This is a genomic window from Pseudomonas sp. FG43 (assembly GCF_057809175.1).
In genome coordinates this window covers 563,875-579,000 of the sequence record NZ_JBMDJL010000001.1, presented here as the reverse complement: position 1 = coordinate 579,000, position 15,126 = coordinate 563,875, and the positions used below count along the sequence as shown (strand labels likewise).

Here is a 15,126-nt window from a genome sequence, read left to right as displayed (position 1 = left end):
AGCAATCTGCGAAGAGCGGATTGTGGTGTAGTGAAGATGACGAACCGAAAGTTTGTGCCACACACAAAATTACCGAAAGATCTATTACACACCCATTCGCTGGCACGTACTCAAGTACGCACCGGCTACCGAATTTCTTGACGACCATAGAGCATTGGAACCACCTGATCCCATCCCGAACTCAGTAGTGAAACGATGCATCGCCGATGGTAGTGTGGGGTTTCCCCATGTGAGAGTAGGTCATCGTCAAGATTCAAATTCAGAACCCCCGTCTGCGAAAGCAGGTGGGGGTTTTGTCTTTTGTGGATCGAAAAACGCCTTTTCGTTTCTATGCATCCCAGGCTTGCGTGGCTATTATGCGTGCCTCATTGCTAGGCGATATTTACATGATGACCTTGTTAAGGCTTCTTGCTGATGGCGAGTTTCACTCGGGGCAGGTTTTGGGTGATGTGCTCGGAGTCAGCAGAAGCGCCGTCTGGAAGCGGCTTCAACAGCTTGAGGCTGAGTTAGGTGTTGAGGTGCATAAAGTGCGTGGCCGTGGTTACCGGCTCGCCAACCCTATCTCTCTTCTGGACTCGTCTTCCATATCGCAAATGGGGCTTCCTGCTGGCTGGTCTGTTCATGTTGCCGGCTCAATCGACTCTACAAATGCCGAGGCGGTCCGCCTGATCGGTCAGGGAGCGGCTATGCCTATGCTTGTCCTGGCAGAGAGGCAGATAGCTGGAAGAGGGCGACGTGGTCGTAAGTGGGTTAGCCCTTTTGGTGAAAACCTGTATTACAGCCTGGCATTACGCATTGACGGCGGAATGCGTCAGCTTGAAGGTCTTAGCTTGCTTGTCGGGCTTGCTGTCATGCAGGTCTTGCGTGAGTCAGGGGTCAAGGGTGCGGGGCTTAAATGGCCAAATGATGTTCTTGTAGGTAAGCACAAGATCGCCGGTATTCTTCTTGAACTGATCGGAGATCCCGCGGATGTATGCCATGTGGTAATCGGGATCGGGGTCAATGTGAACATGCAGTCCTCTCCTGATGTGGATCAATCCTGGACATCTTTACGTCTGGAGACTGGTGCGCTTTCCGATCGCAACGGCCTGGCTGTCCGTTTAAGCCAGAAGCTTGATGCTTTGCTCGCATTGCACCGCGAGCAGGGATTTTCAGCGTTTCAGGCTGAGTGGGAGCAGGGGCATTTATGGCAGGGGTGCTCTGTTACGCTGCTCTCTGGTGTCGAGGTGGTCGAGGGTGTTGTCTTGGGTGTCGATGTGCTTGGTGCGTTGCGTCTCGATGTAGGAGGCGTGGAGAAAAGCTTTAGTGGTGGTGAGCTCAGCCTGAGGTTGCGTGATGATACTTGAACTCGACTGTGGGAATAGCTTCATCAAATGGCGTGTAATTGATGTGGGAGGTGTTGCGCGATTTGCTGGTGGTGTCGTGGATTCTGATAGCGCGCTGCTGGAGCACTTGCTTCACCTCCCTGGATTGAAATTGAGTGCCTGTCGCCTTGTCAGCGTTCGTAGTGCTGAAGAGACTGAGAAGCTGGTTTCTGCCCTTGTTCAGGGCTTTTCGATTCAGCCTGTCTGTGCTGCTCCCGCGAAGGAGCTGGCAGGTGTTGTGAATGGCTATGACGATTACGAGCGTTTGGGGCTCGATCGCTGGCTTGCCTTCGTCGGGGCTTATCATATTGTCCGAAAGGCGTGCCTGGTCATTGATCTTGGCACTGCTGTTACCTCCGACTTCGTGGATTCAGGCGGCCAGCACCTGGGCGGCTTCATATGTCCGGGTATGCCGTTGATGCGCAACCAGTTGCGCACTCACACGCGACGTATTCGATACGATGATGCGGCGGCGGAGCGTGCGTTGGTCAGCTTTGTTCCAGGGCGAGCAACCTCTGAGGCGGTGGAGCGGGGCTGCTCCTTGATGTTGCGAGGCTTTGCCCTGACGCAGCTCGATCTGGCGCGGAGCTATTGGGGGGGGGATTTTTGTGTCTTCGTAACTGGCGGCGATTCCGGGCTGGTTGAGGATGTGCTTGCTGATGTTCGAGTGGTGCCAGACCTGGTTTTCGTTGGCCTGGCTCTGGCCTGTCCGTTGCGCTGAGGTTTTTATGCGTTGGCTATTCCTTTTGCTGTTGATGCTGAATGCCTTTTACTACATCTGGCATCAGCAGGAGGCTCCCTTGCGTGCCAAGGAGGTTCTTCCTCTGTCGTTGTACCGTGCTCCCCAGCAGGATATTCGATTGCTCAGTGAGTCTGATCTGGGGCATGCCTCTCGTGAGGCAGAAACCAGCTGTCTTTATCTAGGGGGCTTCCCGCGTCAGGAGGAGGCGCGTGCTGTCGAGCAGCGTCTCAATAGCCTGGATATACAGTCGCAGTTTCAGGTCTTGCCGTCGGCTGGTGTAGCTGGCTATTGGCTCAGGATTTCACCGGAGAGCCGACGTCTGGTCGGTGATGCTGTCGTCAATCAGTTGCTCCAGGATTTCCCGCAATTAAAAAACAAAATAATGTCTTGTGAAGGCATTGCAACTGCAGATTAGTTTGCATAGAATGGCGCCCGCTTCGCAGTGAGGTGCAAACCTCGAAAGTGAAGCAGCAGTAGTCAACGCATGTAACCTCAGGTTTTTAATGAGAAAAAGGTTGACAGAAGGGCAGTAAGCATTGAGAATGCTGCCTCGCTTAGGAGGGGTTCCCGAGCGGCCAAAGGGATCAGACTGTAAATCTGACGTCTACGACTTCGAAGGTTCGAATCCTTCCCCCTCCACCATATTTAGCGCGAGCTGCAAGTTGTGCGGGTATAGTTTAGTGGTAGAACCTCAGCCTTCCAAGCTGATGATGCGGGTTCGATTCCCGCTACCCGCTCCATGTTTGCGGTTCTTGCAAAGTGTTTTGCTCTTGTAGCTCAGTTGGTAGAGCACACCCTTGGTAAGGGTGAGGTCAGCGGTTCAAATCCGCTCAAGAGCTCCATTGCTAAAGGCAGATATGAAAATATCTGCCTTTGTTTTAAGTGGCTTCACTCTTGATGTGTTGCGCTTGAAGCTTTCGGTGTTATCGGCAGTATCTGCTGGTGAGGCTGAATGAGGTGTTGAAAAACTCTTGTCGGGTCCGCATAATGGTCGGCCTGATTTTGCTTTTAGGTCAGTAGCTCAATTGGCAGAGCGACGGTCTCCAAAACCGTAGGTTGGGGGTTCGATTCCCTCCTGACCTGCCAGATTCCCTAGATGTAATCTGGCTTTCTTTTCACAGGATCTCCGTAGATGAATCCCAAGGCTGAAGCATCAGACTCTCGCTTTGACTCGCTGAAATGGCTCTTGGTAGTCGCTTTGGTTGTCGTTGGTGTTGTCGGTAATCAGTATTACTCGTCCGCCCCGATTCTGTATCGTGTTCTTGTGCTTCTGGCAATTGCTGCTGTTGCTGCGTTTGTTGCTCTTCAAACCGGCAAAGGCAAGGCCTTCTTTGTTCTTGCAAAGGAAGCGCGCGCAGAGATCCGTAAAGTCGTATGGCCTACTCGCCAAGAGACCACGCAGACCACTTTGATTGTGGTGGCTGTTGTGTTGGTCATGGCGTTGCTGTTGTGGGGGCTTGACTCCCTGCTCGGCTGGCTTGTTTCCTTGATAGTTGGCTAAGGGTGTCCCGTGGCTAAGCGTTGGTACGTAGTGCATGCTTACTCGGGTTACGAGAAGCATGTAATGCGCTCGTTGATCGAGCGTGTGAAGCTGGCAGGCATGGAAGATGGCTTCGGCGAAATTCTGGTTCCCACTGAAGAAGTGGTTGAGATGCGTAATGGCCAGAAACGCAAAAGCGAGCGTAAATTCTTCCCTGGTTATGTGCTTGTCCAGATGGAAATGAATGAGGGTACTTGGCACTTGGTCAAGGACACTCCTCGCGTCATGGGTTTCATCGGCGGTACTGCTGATAAGCCAGCTCCAATCACCGACAAAGAGGCAGAAGCAATTCTGCGTCGCGTTGCTGATGGCAGCGATAAGCCGAAGCCAAAAACACTGTTCGAGCCAGGTGAAGTTGTTCGCGTCACCGACGGCCCGTTTGCTGATTTTAATGGCACGGTCGAAGAAGTTAACTACGAAAAGAGCCGTATCCAAGTGGCGGTGCTCATTTTCGGACGTTCTACTCCGGTAGAACTAGAGTTCAGTCAGGTCGAAAAGGCATAACTGAGCTGGAATCCCATACCCCGCAGTCTAAGGCTGTGGGGTTTTTTCGTCACTGGGATATACGTGTAAGTAGCCGGGGAGCCTTTATTGGCGTTTGAACCCGTAATTGGAGTGCCTCATGGCCAAGAAGATAACCGCATACATCAAGCTGCAAGTGAAAGCCGCTCAGGCTAACCCTAGCCCGCCAGTTGGTCCTGCTCTGGGTCAGCACGGTGTGAACATCATGGAATTCTGTAAAGCATTCAACGCCCGTACTCAGGGTCTTGAGCCAGGCTTGCCGACTCCAGTGATCATCACTGTATACAGCGACCGTAGCTTCACTTTTGAAACAAAAAGTACCCCTGCCTCTGTTCTGCTGAAGAAAGCTGCAGGCTTGACCAGCGGCTCGGCTCGCCCGAACACCGTTAAAGTTGGCACCGTGACTCGCGCTCAACTGGAAGACATCGCTAAAGCAAAAAGCGCTGATCTGACAGCTGCAGACCTGGAAGCGGCCGTGCGTACCATCGCCGGTTCCGCTCGTAGCATGGGCCTTAACGTGGAGGGTGTGTAATGGCTAAGTTGACCAAACGTCAAAAGGCAATCGCTAGCAAGCTGGAAGCTGGCAAGGTCTACAACTTCGTAGACGCTGCTGCTCTGCTGACCGAGCTGTCTACCGTCAAGTTCAGCGAGTCTGTAGACGTTGCTGTTAACCTGGGCGTTGACCCTCGTAAGTCTGACCAGGTTGTTCGTAGCGCAACCGTTCTGCCGCACGGTACCGGTAAAACCGTACGTGTTGCTGTCTTCACCCAAGGCCCGGCTGCTGAAGCTGCTCTGGCTGCTGGTGCTGACCGCGTTGGTATGGACGATCTGGCTGCCGAAATGAAAGCTGGCGACCTGAACTACGACGTAGTTATTGCTTCTCCTGATGCAATGCGCGTTGTTGGTCAATTGGGTCAGGTTCTGGGTCCACGTGGCCTGATGCCTAACCCGAAAGTCGGTACCGTTACTCCTGACGTCGCTAACGCTGTCAAGAACGCCAAGGCTGGTCAGGTTCGTTATCGCACCGACAAAAACGGCATTATCCACACTTCCGTTGGCAAGGTCGGTTTCGACGCAGTCAAGCTGAAGGAAAACGTTGAAGCTCTGATCGCTGATCTCAAGCGCATCAAGCCAGCTTCCTCGAAAGGCATTTATGTCAAGCGCGTTACCCTGAGCACCACCATGGGCCCAGGTCTGGTCATCGACCAGGGTTCTCTGGACGCGTAAGACAGACGTAACACATTTTTGTGTTACTAAAAATTGGGGTCCCTGCCTGGCGGGGGCTATCCAAGACCGTAGGCGACGCAAGTCTTAAACCACAAGCCTACGCAGATGGTGCTCCCGGTTCCTTACCGAATCAGACACCAAAACGACATCCGGCTCCGGCCAGATGAAACGGTAACAAGCAGGAGTTAAACCCGTGGCAATTAAACTCGAAGACAAGAAGGCCATCGTCGCTGAAGTCAACGAGGCTGCCAAAGTCGCTCTGTCTGCTGTCGTGGCTGATGCCCGTGGCGTGACAGTAGGCGCAATGACCGGACTCCGTAAAGAGGCTCGTGAAGCTGGCGTATACGTACGTGTCGTACGTAACACCCTGCTCAAGCGCGCTGTTGAAGGTACTGATTACAGTGTCCTCAATGACGCGTTCACAGGCCCGACCTTGATCGCATTCTCCAACGAGCATCCAGGCGCTGCTGCGCGTTTGTTCAAAGAGTTTGCGAAAGGTCAGGACAAGTTCGAGATCAAGGCAGCTGCGTTCGAGGGCAAGTTCCTCGCAGCTAATCAGATCGACGTACTGGCAACCTTGCCGACCCGTGACGAAGCAATTTCCCAGCTGATGAGCGTGATTCAAGGCGCTACCAGCAAATTGGCTCGTACTCTGGCGGCTGTTCGCGACCAGAAAGAAGCTGCCGCAGCCTAAGGCTGAGCATTTTCTCTCGCGTATTTTTGTTTATTTCGATGGTCGCGTAGGCCGTCCCCCAATTCAGGAATTAGATTCATGTCTATCTCTCAAGACGATATCCTCAACGCAGTAGCCGAGATGTCCGTTCTGCAGGTTGTTGAACTGATCAAAGCTTTTGAAGAAAAATTCGGCGTAACTGCTGCCGCTGCTTCGGCTGGTCCAGCTGTTGCTGCTGCTGTTGTTGAAGAGCAAACCGAATTCAACGTCATGCTGGTTGAAGCTGGCGAGAAGAAAGTTAACGTAATTAAAGCTGTTCGTGAACTGACCGGTCTGGGCCTGAAAGAAGCCAAGGCAGTCGTTGACGGCGCTCCAGCCCTGGTTCTGGAAGCAGTAGCAAAAGACGCTGCTGACAAAGCCAAAGCTGCTCTGGAAGAAGCAGGCGCCAAAGTCGAGCTGAAATAAGCATCGATTTTGAACGTCCAGCCCACGCGTTAAGCGAAAGGCTGATGGCTGGTGGCTTTTGCCACCGGCCTTTTTCCGTTACAGACGATTGGCTTTGCCAGCGTCCATAACGTGCAAGTACCACCAAGATGGTGGCGCAAACCAAGGGGTTTGCACGATTTTCTGGCTGCTTCCGTCGGGAGGGAGCCAAACAAGCAGGTGACCAAGCTGGGGAACGCTGATGGCTTACTCATATACTGAGAAAAAACGTATCCGCAAGGACTTTAGCAAGTTGCCGGACGTAATGGATGTGCCGTATCTACTGGCCATCCAGCTGGATTCGTATCGCGAATTCCTGCAGGCGGGAGCGACCAAAGATCAGTTCCGCGACGTCGGTCTGCATGCAGCCTTCAAATCCGTTTTCCCGATCATCAGCTACTCCGGCAATGCTGCGCTGGAGTATGTAGGTTATCGCTTGGGCGAACCGGCATTTGATGTCAAAGAGTGCGTGCTGCGCGGTGTGACTTACGCTGTACCTCTGCGAGTCAAGGTCCGTCTGATCATTTTCGACAAAGAGTCGTCGAACAAAGCGATCAAGGACATCAAAGAGCAAGAAGTCTACATGGGTGAAATCCCCCTGATGACTGAGAACGGTACCTTCGTAATCAACGGTACCGAGCGTGTAATCGTGTCCCAGCTTCACCGTTCGCCAGGCGTATTCTTCGACCACGATCGTGGCAAGACGCATAGCTCCGGCAAGCTGCTGTACTCCGCTCGCATCATTCCTTACCGTGGTTCGTGGCTGGACTTCGAGTTCGATCCGAAAGACTGCGTATTCGTCCGTATCGACCGTCGTCGCAAGCTGCCTGCTTCCGTATTGCTGCGCGCCCTTGGTTATACAACCGAGCAAGTGCTTGATGCGTTCTACACCACCAACGTTTTCCATGTTCGCGGTGAAAGCCTGAGCCTGGAGCTGGTGCCTCAGCGCCTGCGTGGTGAAATTGCTGTCCTCGATATCCAGGATGGCAACGGCAAGGTTATTGTCGAGCAAGGTCGCCGTATTACCGCTCGTCACATCAATCAGCTGGAAAAAGCCGGGATCAAAGAGCTGGAAGTGCCACTGGACTACGTCCTGGGTCGCACTACCGCCAAGGTCATCGTGCATCCTGCGACTGGTGAAATCATCGCTGAATGCAACACCGAACTGAACACCGAAATCCTGGCAAAAATCGCCAAGGCCCAGGTTGTCCGGATCGAGACTCTGTACACGAACGACATCGATTGCGGTCCGTTCATCTCCGACACATTGAAGATCGACTCCACCGGCAACCAACTGGAAGCCCTGGTCGAAATCTATCGCATGATGCGTCCTGGTGAGCCACCAACCAAAGATGCCGCTGAAACACTGTTCAACAACCTGTTCTTCAGCCCAGAACGCTACGATCTGTCTGCTGTAGGTCGCATGAAGTTTAACCGTCGTATCGGTCGCACCGAGATCGAAGGTTCGGGCGTACTGTGCAAAGAAGACATCGTTGCCGTTCTGAAGACTCTCGTCGACATCCGTAACGGTAAAGGCATTGTCGATGACATCGACCACCTCGGTAACCGTCGTGTTCGTTGCGTTGGCGAAATGGCCGAGAACCAGTTCCGTGTCGGTCTGGTCCGCGTAGAGCGTGCTGTCAAAGAACGTCTGTCCATGGCAGAAAGCGAAGGCCTGATGCCTCAGGACCTGATCAACGCCAAGCCTGTCGCAGCGGCAGTCAAGGAGTTCTTCGGTTCCAGCCAGCTTTCCCAGTTCATGGACCAGAACAACCCGCTTTCCGAGATTACCCACAAGCGTCGTGTTTCTGCACTCGGCCCTGGTGGTCTGACTCGTGAGCGCGCCGGCTTTGAAGTTCGTGACGTACACCCGACTCACTATGGTCGCGTATGTCCGATTGAAACACCGGAAGGTCCGAACATCGGCCTGATCAACTCCCTGGCAGCCTATGCCCGTACCAACCAGTATGGTTTCCTTGAGAGCCCGTACCGTGTTGTGAAGGAAGGTCTGGTAACCGACGAAATCGTTTTCCTTTCGGCAATCGAAGAAGCGGACCACGTCATTGCACAGGCTTCGGCCGCAATGAACGACAAGCAGGAACTGATCGACGAGCTGGTAGCCGTTCGTCACCTGAATGAATTCACCGTCAAGGCGCCTGCCGACGTAACCCTGATGGACGTTTCGCCCAAGCAGGTAGTTTCGGTCGCAGCTTCCCTGATTCCGTTCCTCGAGCACGACGACGCCAACCGTGCGTTGATGGGTTCGAACATGCAGCGTCAGGCTGTACCAACCCTGCGTGCCGACAAGCCGCTGGTCGGTACCGGCATGGAGCGCAACGTTGCCCGTGACTCCGGCGTTTGTGTCGTGGCTCGTCGTGGCGGTGTGATCGACTCGGTTGATGCAAGCCGCATCGTTGTGCGTGTTGCCGATGACGAAGTTGAAACGGGCGAGGCGGGTGTAGATATCTACAACCTGACCAAGTACACCCGCTCCAACCAGAACACCTGCATCAACCAGCGTCCGCTGGTGAGCAAGGGTGATCGCGTTCAGCGCAGCGACATCATGGCTGACGGTCCGTCCACCGATATGGGTGAACTGGCTCTGGGTCAGAACATGCGCATCGCGTTCATGGCCTGGAACGGTTTCAACTTCGAGGACTCCATCTGTCTGTCCGAGCGTGTAGTTCAGGAAGATCGTTTCACCACGATCCATATCCAGGAACTGACTTGCGTTGCTCGTGACACCAAGCTTGGCCCAGAGGAAATCACGGCTGACATCCCGAACGTGGGTGAAGCTGCTCTGAACAAGCTGGACGAAGCCGGTATCGTTTATGTCGGTGCTGAAGTAGGCGCTGGCGATATTCTGGTAGGCAAGGTCACCCCTAAAGGTGAAACCCAGCTGACTCCAGAAGAAAAACTGCTGCGCGCCATCTTCGGTGAGAAAGCCAGCGACGTTAAAGACACTTCCCTGCGCGTACCTACCGGTACCAAGGGTACTGTCATCGACGTACAGGTCTTCACCCGTGATGGTGTTGAGCGTGACGCTCGCGCACTGTCCATCGAGAAGTCGCAACTCGACGAGATCCGCAAGGATCTGAACGAAGAGTTCCGTATCGTCGAAGGCGCTACTTTCGAGCGTCTGCGTGCTGCTCTGGTTGGTCGCGTAGTTGAAGGCGGTGCTGGCCTGAAGAAAGGTCAGGAAATCACCGATGAAGTTCTCGACGGTCTTGAGCATGGTCAGTGGTTCAAGCTGCGCATGGCTGAAGATGCTCTGAACGAGCAGCTTGAGAAAGCCCAGGCTTACATCGTTGATCGTCGTCGCCTGCTCGATGACAAGTTTGAAGACAAGAAACGCAAGCTGCAGCAGGGTGATGACCTTGCTCCAGGCGTTCTGAAAATCGTCAAGGTCTACCTGGCAATCCGTCGTCGCATCCAGCCGGGCGACAAGATGGCCGGTCGCCACGGTAACAAGGGTGTGGTCTCCGTGATCATGCCGGTTGAAGATATGCCGCACGATGCCAACGGCACACCTGTGGATATCGTCCTCAACCCGCTGGGCGTACCTTCGCGTATGAACGTTGGTCAGATTCTCGAAACCCACCTGGGCCTTGCGGCCAAAGGTCTGGGCGAGAAGATCAATCGCATGCTCGAAGAACAGCGTAAAGTTGCTGAGTTGCGCAAGTTCCTCAACGAGATCTACAACGAAATCGGCGGTCGCCAGGAAAGTCTGGATGACCTCTCCGACAAGGAAATCCAGGATCTCGCGAAGAACCTTCGCAATGGCGTACCTATGGCTACTCCGGTTTTCGACGGTGCCAAAGAGCGTGAAATCAAGGCAATGCTCAAACTGGCAGACATGCCGGAAAGCGGCCAGATGCAACTGTTTGACGGTCGTACCGGCAACAAGTTTGAGCGCGCTGTAACAGTTGGCTACATGTACATGCTGAAGCTGAACCACTTGGTGGACGACAAGATGCACGCGCGTTCCACTGGTTCTTACAGCCTGGTTACCCAGCAGCCGCTGGGTGGTAAGGCGCAGTTCGGTGGTCAGCGTTTCGGGGAGATGGAAGTGTGGGCGCTGGAAGCATACGGCGCGGCGTACACTCTGCAAGAAATGCTCACAGTGAAGTCGGACGATGTGAACGGTCGTACCAAGATGTACAAAAACATCGTGGACGGCGATCACCGTATGGAGCCGGGCATGCCCGAGTCCTTCAACGTGTTGATCAAAGAAATCCGTTCGCTCGGTATCGATATCGATCTGGAAACCGAATAACACGTGACGCGAATCGGGAGTGGTGCCGTATGGCCCGCTCCCTGCTCCGCCAGGAGGGAAAGCCTTGAAAGACCTACTGAATTTGCTGAAAAACCAGGGTCAAGTCGAAGAGTTTGACGCGATCCGTATCGGGTTGGCGTCGCCTGAGATGATCCGTTCGTGGTCGTTCGGTGAAGTTAAAAAGCCGGAAACCATCAACTACCGTACGTTCAAGCCTGAGCGTGACGGTCTGTTCTGCGCCAAGATCTTTGGCCCGGTCAAGGATTACGAGTGCTTGTGCGGAAAGTACAAGCGCCTGAAGCACCGTGGCGTCATCTGCGAGAAGTGCGGCGTTGAAGTTGCACTGGCAAAAGTTCGTCGTGAGCGTATGGCTCACATCGAGCTGGCTTCGCCGGTTGCCCACATCTGGTTCCTGAAGTCCCTGCCGTCCCGTATCGGCCTGCTGATGGACATGACCCTGCGTGATATCGAGCGCGTTCTCTATTTCGAGAGCTATGTCGTTATCGATCCGGGCATGACTACCCTTGAAAAAGGTCAGTTGCTGAACGACGAGCAGTACTTCGAAGCGCTGGAAGAGTTCGGTGATGATTTCGATGCCCGCATGGGTGCTGAAGCTGTCCGTGAACTGCTGCACGCTATCGATCTGGAGCACGAGATTGGCCGTCTGCGTGAAGAAATTCCGCAAACCAACTCCGAAACCAAAATCAAGAAGCTTTCCAAGCGTCTGAAGCTGATGGAAGCCTTCCAGGGCTCGGGCAACCTGCCTGAGTGGATGGTTCTGACCGTTCTGCCGGTTCTGCCGCCAGATCTGCGTCCATTGGTTCCGCTGGATGGCGGTCGTTTCGCGACTTCCGACCTCAACGATCTGTATCGTCGAGTGATCAACCGTAACAACCGTTTGAAGCGCCTGCTGGATCTGTCTGCTCCGGACATCATCGTGCGCAACGAAAAGCGTATGTTGCAGGAAGCTGTCGATGCGCTGCTCGACAACGGCCGTCGCGGTCGTGCAATCACCGGTTCCAACAAGCGTCCTCTGAAATCCCTGGCTGACATGATCAAGGGTAAGCAGGGTCGTTTCCGTCAGAACTTGCTCGGTAAGCGTGTTGACTACTCTGGTCGTTCGGTAATTACCGTTGGTCCGACCCTGCGTCTGCACCAGTGCGGTCTGCCGAAGAAAATGGCTCTCGAGCTGTTCAAGCCGTTCATTTTCGGCAAGCTGGAAATGCGTGGCCTGGCTACGACCATCAAAGCTGCCAAGAAAATGGTCGAGCGCGAGCTGCCAGAGGTTTGGGACGTTCTCGCTGAAGTGATCCGCGAACACCCGGTCCTGCTCAACCGTGCGCCAACTCTTCACCGTCTGGGTATCCAGGCGTTTGAACCGGTTCTGATCGAAGGTAAGGCTATCCAGCTGCACCCGCTGGTCTGTGCTGCGTACAACGCCGACTTCGACGGCGACCAGATGGCTGTTCACGTACCGCTGACGCTGGAAGCCCAGCTTGAAGCGCGTGCGCTGATGATGTCGACCAACAACATCCTTTCGCCAGCGAACGGTGAGCCAATCATCGTTCCTTCGCAGGACGTTGTATTGGGTCTGTACTACATGACTCGTGAAGCGATCAACGCCAAGGGCGAAGGTCGTGTGTTTGCGGATCTGCAGGAAGTCGACCGCGTATTCCGCGCCGGCGAAGCTGCTCTGCACGCCAAGGTTAAAGTCCGTATCCATGAAACGGTCAATGATCGTGATGGCGGCAGCGTCAAGAACACCCGTATCGTCGACACTACTGTCGGCCGTGCGCTGCTGTTCCAGGTGGTTCCGGCCGGCCTGTCCTATGACGTCGTCAACCAGCCGATGAAGAAAAAGGCGATCTCCAAGCTGATCAACCAGTGCTACCGCGTGGTTGGTCTGAAAGAGACCGTTATTTTCGCTGACCAGCTGATGTATACCGGTTTTGCCTATTCGACCATTTCGGGTGTTTCGATCGGTGTTAACGACTTCGTTATCCCGGATGAAAAAGCTCGCATCATCGATGCTGCTACCGAAGAAGTTAAAGAGATCGAAAGTCAGTACGCCTCGGGCCTGGTAACTCAGGGCGAGAAGTACAACAAGGTGATCGACCTCTGGTCCAAGGCCAACGATGAAGTCTCCAAGGCGATGATGTCGAACCTCTCGAAAGAGAAGGTTGTCGACCGTCACGGTGAGACTGTTGACCAGGAATCGTTCAACTCGATGTACATGATGGCTGACTCCGGTGCCCGGGGTTCCGCTGCTCAGATTCGTCAGCTGGCCGGTATGCGTGGTCTGATGGCCAAGCCTGACGGCTCCATCATCGAGACGCCGATCACTGCGAACTTCCGTGAAGGCTTGAGCGTACTTCAGTACTTCATCTCGACTCACGGTGCTCGTAAAGGTCTTGCGGATACCGCGTTGAAAACCGCGAACTCCGGTTACCTGACTCGTCGTCTGGTGGACGTTGCCCAGGATCTGGTCGTTACCGAAGTTGATTGCGGTACCGAGCACGGCCTGCTGATGACTCCGCACATTGAAGGCGGTGACGTTGTCGAGCCTCTGGGTGAGCGCGTTCTGGGTCGAGTTATCGCCCGTGACGTATTCAAGCCGGGTACCGAAGACGTCATCGTGCCTGCCGGTACGCTGGTAGATGAGAAGTGGGTAGAGTTCATCGAGCTGAACAGCATCGACGAAGTTATCGTTCGTTCGCCAATCAGCTGTGAAACCCGCTACGGCATCTGTGCCAAGTGCTACGGTCGTGACCTGGCTCGTGGTCATCAGGTCAACATCGGTGAAGCTGTCGGCGTAATCGCTGCTCAGTCGATCGGTGAGCCTGGTACCCAGCTGACAATGCGTACGTTCCACATCGGTGGTGCTGCAAGCCGGACCTCCGCTGCTGACAGCGTTCAGGTCAAGAACGGCGGTACTGTTCGCCTGCACAACCTGAAACACGTTGAGCGAGTGGATGGTCACCTGGTTGCCGTGTCGCGTTCCGGTGAGCTGGCCATCGCTGATGACTTCGGTCGTGAGCGTGAGCGTTACAAGCTGCCTTACGGTGCTGTGATTTCGGTTAAGGAAGGCGACAAGGTCGACGCTGGTTCGATCGTGGCCAAGTGGGATCCGCACACCCACCCAATCGTTACCGAAATGAAAGGTACCGTGACCTACGTGGGCATGGAAGAAGGCATCACGATCAAGCGTCAGACAGACGAATTGACCGGTATGACCAACATTGAAGTTCTTGATGCCAAGGACCGTCCAGCTGCCGGTAAAGACATTCGTCCTGCCGTGAAGATGGTTGGTCTGGATGGCAAGGATCTGCTGCTGCCAGGTACCGACGTACCGGCTCAGTACTTCCTGCCAGCCAACGCCCTGGTCGGCGTGGCGGACGGTGCGCAGATCGCGATCGGTGATGTTATCGCTCGTATCCCGCAAGAAACTTCCAAGACCCGTGACATCACCGGTGGTCTGCCGCGTGTTGCCGACTTGTTCGAAGCTCGTCGTCCGAAAGAGGCGTCGATCCTTGCTGAAGTCAGCGGTACCATCGCGTTCGGTAAAGAGACCAAGGGCAAGCGTCGCCTGGTCATCACCCCGAACGACGGTAGCGATCCGTACGAAGAGCTGATCCCGAAATGGCGTCACCTGAACGTCTTCGAGGGTGAGCAGGTCAACCGTGGTGAAGTTATTTCCGACGGTCCTAGCGATCCGCACGACATCCTGCGTCTGTTGGGTGTCAGCGCTCTCGCCAAGTACATCGTCAACGAGATCCAGGACGTTTATCGTCTGCAAGGCGTGAAGATCAACGACAAGCACATCGAGACCATTCTGCGTCAGATGCTGCGTAAAGTTGAGATCGCCGAGTCTGGCGATTCCAGTTTCATCAAGGGCGACCAGATGGAGCTGACTCACGTTCTGGTAGAGAACGAGCGTCTGAGCACGGAAGACAAGTTTGTCTCCAAGTTCACTCGTGTATTGCTGGGTATCACCAAAGCTTCCCTGTCCACCGAGTCGTTCATCTCTGCGGCCTCCTTCCAGGAGACAACCCGCGTACTGACCGAAGCGGCAGTGACCGGCAAGCGTGACTACCTGCGCGGCCTGAAGGAAAACGTAGTCGTGGGTCGTCTGATCCCGGCTGGTACCGGTCTGGCGTACCACAGCGAGCGTAAGCGTCGCCGTGATATCGACAAGCCGTTGCGTGTCAGTGCGAGCGAAGTAGAAGCCGCTCTGACTGAAGCGTTGAACTCCAGCGGTAATTAAGAGTAAAGCCTCGGCATTTTCCTCCGGCAGCCACA

The 15,126-nt window shown here is 54.5% G+C and carries 11 protein-coding genes, 4 tRNA genes and 1 rRNA gene; all 16 read left to right on the top strand.

Going from position 1 to position 15,126, the window contains the following annotated elements; all coding sequences use genetic code 11:
- Positions 1-136 precede the first annotated feature (136 nt).
- The 16 genes from rrf to rpoC all read left to right on the top strand — a co-directional run bounded on the left by rrf (position 137) and on the right by rpoC (position 15,091).
- Positions 137-252, top strand: a 5S ribosomal RNA gene (gene rrf, locus ACODS3_RS02790).
- A 134-nt stretch (positions 253-386) separates the two neighbouring features.
- Entirely contained in the window at positions 387-1,346 is a 960-nt protein-coding gene (birA, locus tag ACODS3_RS02785) for a bifunctional biotin--[acetyl-CoA-carboxylase] ligase/biotin operon repressor BirA (protein ID WP_201018800.1), read from the top strand.
- Positions 1,336-2,085: a pantothenate kinase gene (locus ACODS3_RS02780; RefSeq protein ID WP_201018608.1), complete on the top strand. Its 750-nt coding sequence runs from the start codon at positions 1,336-1,338 to the stop codon at positions 2,083-2,085. The genes birA and ACODS3_RS02780 overlap by 11 nt, the downstream gene beginning before the upstream one ends.
- A 7-nt stretch (positions 2,086-2,092) precedes the next feature.
- Positions 2,093-2,521 (top strand): hypothetical protein, encoded by a 429-nt coding sequence (locus ACODS3_RS02775; protein WP_201018609.1) that lies wholly within the window; start codon positions 2,093-2,095, stop codon positions 2,519-2,521.
- Positions 2,522-2,663: 142 nt separating this feature from the next.
- Positions 2,664-2,748 (top strand) — tRNA-Tyr (locus ACODS3_RS02770).
- 24 nt (positions 2,749-2,772) lie between these two features.
- Positions 2,773-2,846: transfer RNA gene (locus tag ACODS3_RS02765), tRNA-Gly, on the top strand.
- Positions 2,847-2,872: 26 nt separating this feature from the next.
- A tRNA-Thr gene (locus ACODS3_RS02760) sits at positions 2,873-2,948 on the top strand.
- A gap of 168 nt (positions 2,949-3,116) precedes the next feature.
- Positions 3,117-3,192, top strand: a tRNA-Trp gene (locus ACODS3_RS02755).
- A gap of 46 nt (positions 3,193-3,238) precedes the next feature.
- A complete protein-coding gene (gene secE / locus ACODS3_RS02750; RefSeq protein WP_201007052.1) occupies positions 3,239-3,607 on the top strand; it encodes a preprotein translocase subunit SecE in 369 nt (122 codons plus the stop codon).
- A gap of 9 nt (positions 3,608-3,616) precedes the next feature.
- The gene (gene nusG / locus ACODS3_RS02745; protein ID WP_025262062.1) at positions 3,617-4,150 is read left to right on the top strand and encodes a transcription termination/antitermination protein NusG; all 534 of its coding nucleotides are present in this window, start codon (positions 3,617-3,619) and stop codon (positions 4,148-4,150) included.
- 118 nt (positions 4,151-4,268) lie between these two features.
- Positions 4,269-4,700, top strand: coding sequence for a 50S ribosomal protein L11 (gene rplK / locus ACODS3_RS02740; protein ID WP_025262061.1), 432 nt, complete (start codon positions 4,269-4,271; stop codon positions 4,698-4,700).
- A complete protein-coding gene (gene rplA / locus ACODS3_RS02735) occupies positions 4,700-5,395 on the top strand; it encodes a 50S ribosomal protein L1 (protein WP_122318492.1) in 696 nt (231 codons plus the stop codon). The genes rplK and rplA overlap by 1 nt, the downstream gene beginning before the upstream one ends.
- Before the next feature lie 193 nt (positions 5,396-5,588).
- Positions 5,589-6,089 carry a 50S ribosomal protein L10 gene (gene rplJ / locus ACODS3_RS02730; RefSeq protein WP_122318493.1) on the top strand — a complete coding sequence of 167 codons (501 nt, stop codon included), beginning with the start codon at positions 5,589-5,591 and terminating at the stop codon, positions 6,087-6,089.
- A gap of 78 nt (positions 6,090-6,167) precedes the next feature.
- The gene (rplL, locus tag ACODS3_RS02725) at positions 6,168-6,533 is read left to right on the top strand and encodes a 50S ribosomal protein L7/L12 (RefSeq protein WP_201007050.1); all 366 of its coding nucleotides are present in this window, start codon (positions 6,168-6,170) and stop codon (positions 6,531-6,533) included.
- Positions 6,534-6,753: 220 nt separating this feature from the next.
- Positions 6,754-10,827 (top strand): DNA-directed RNA polymerase subunit beta, encoded by a 4,074-nt coding sequence (rpoB, locus tag ACODS3_RS02720; protein WP_201007048.1) that lies wholly within the window; start codon positions 6,754-6,756, stop codon positions 10,825-10,827.
- Between the two features lie 64 nt (positions 10,828-10,891).
- Positions 10,892-15,091, top strand: coding sequence for a DNA-directed RNA polymerase subunit beta' (gene rpoC, locus ACODS3_RS02715; protein WP_122318495.1), 4,200 nt, complete (start codon positions 10,892-10,894; stop codon positions 15,089-15,091).
- The last annotated feature ends 35 nt before the right edge of the window (positions 15,092-15,126 follow it).

Excerpts from the sequence above, each read along its gene's own strand:
- birA (WP_201018800.1), top strand. The coding sequence starts at position 387 with ATGATGACCTTGTTAAGGCTTCTTGCTGATGGCGAGTTTCACTCGGGG.
- ACODS3_RS02780 (WP_201018608.1), top strand. The coding sequence starts at position 1,336 with ATGATACTTGAACTCGACTGTGGGAATAGCTTCATCAAATGGCGTGTA.
- ACODS3_RS02775 (WP_201018609.1), top strand. The coding sequence starts at position 2,093 with ATGCGTTGGCTATTCCTTTTGCTGTTGATGCTGAATGCCTTTTACTAC.
- secE (WP_201007052.1), top strand. The coding sequence starts at position 3,239 with ATGAATCCCAAGGCTGAAGCATCAGACTCTCGCTTTGACTCGCTGAAA.
- rplK (WP_025262061.1), top strand. The coding sequence starts at position 4,269 with ATGGCCAAGAAGATAACCGCATACATCAAGCTGCAAGTGAAAGCCGCT.
- rplA (WP_122318492.1), top strand. The coding sequence starts at position 4,700 with ATGGCTAAGTTGACCAAACGTCAAAAGGCAATCGCTAGCAAGCTGGAA.
- rplL (WP_201007050.1), top strand. The coding sequence starts at position 6,168 with ATGTCTATCTCTCAAGACGATATCCTCAACGCAGTAGCCGAGATGTCC.
- rpoB (WP_201007048.1), top strand. The coding sequence starts at position 6,754 with ATGGCTTACTCATATACTGAGAAAAAACGTATCCGCAAGGACTTTAGC.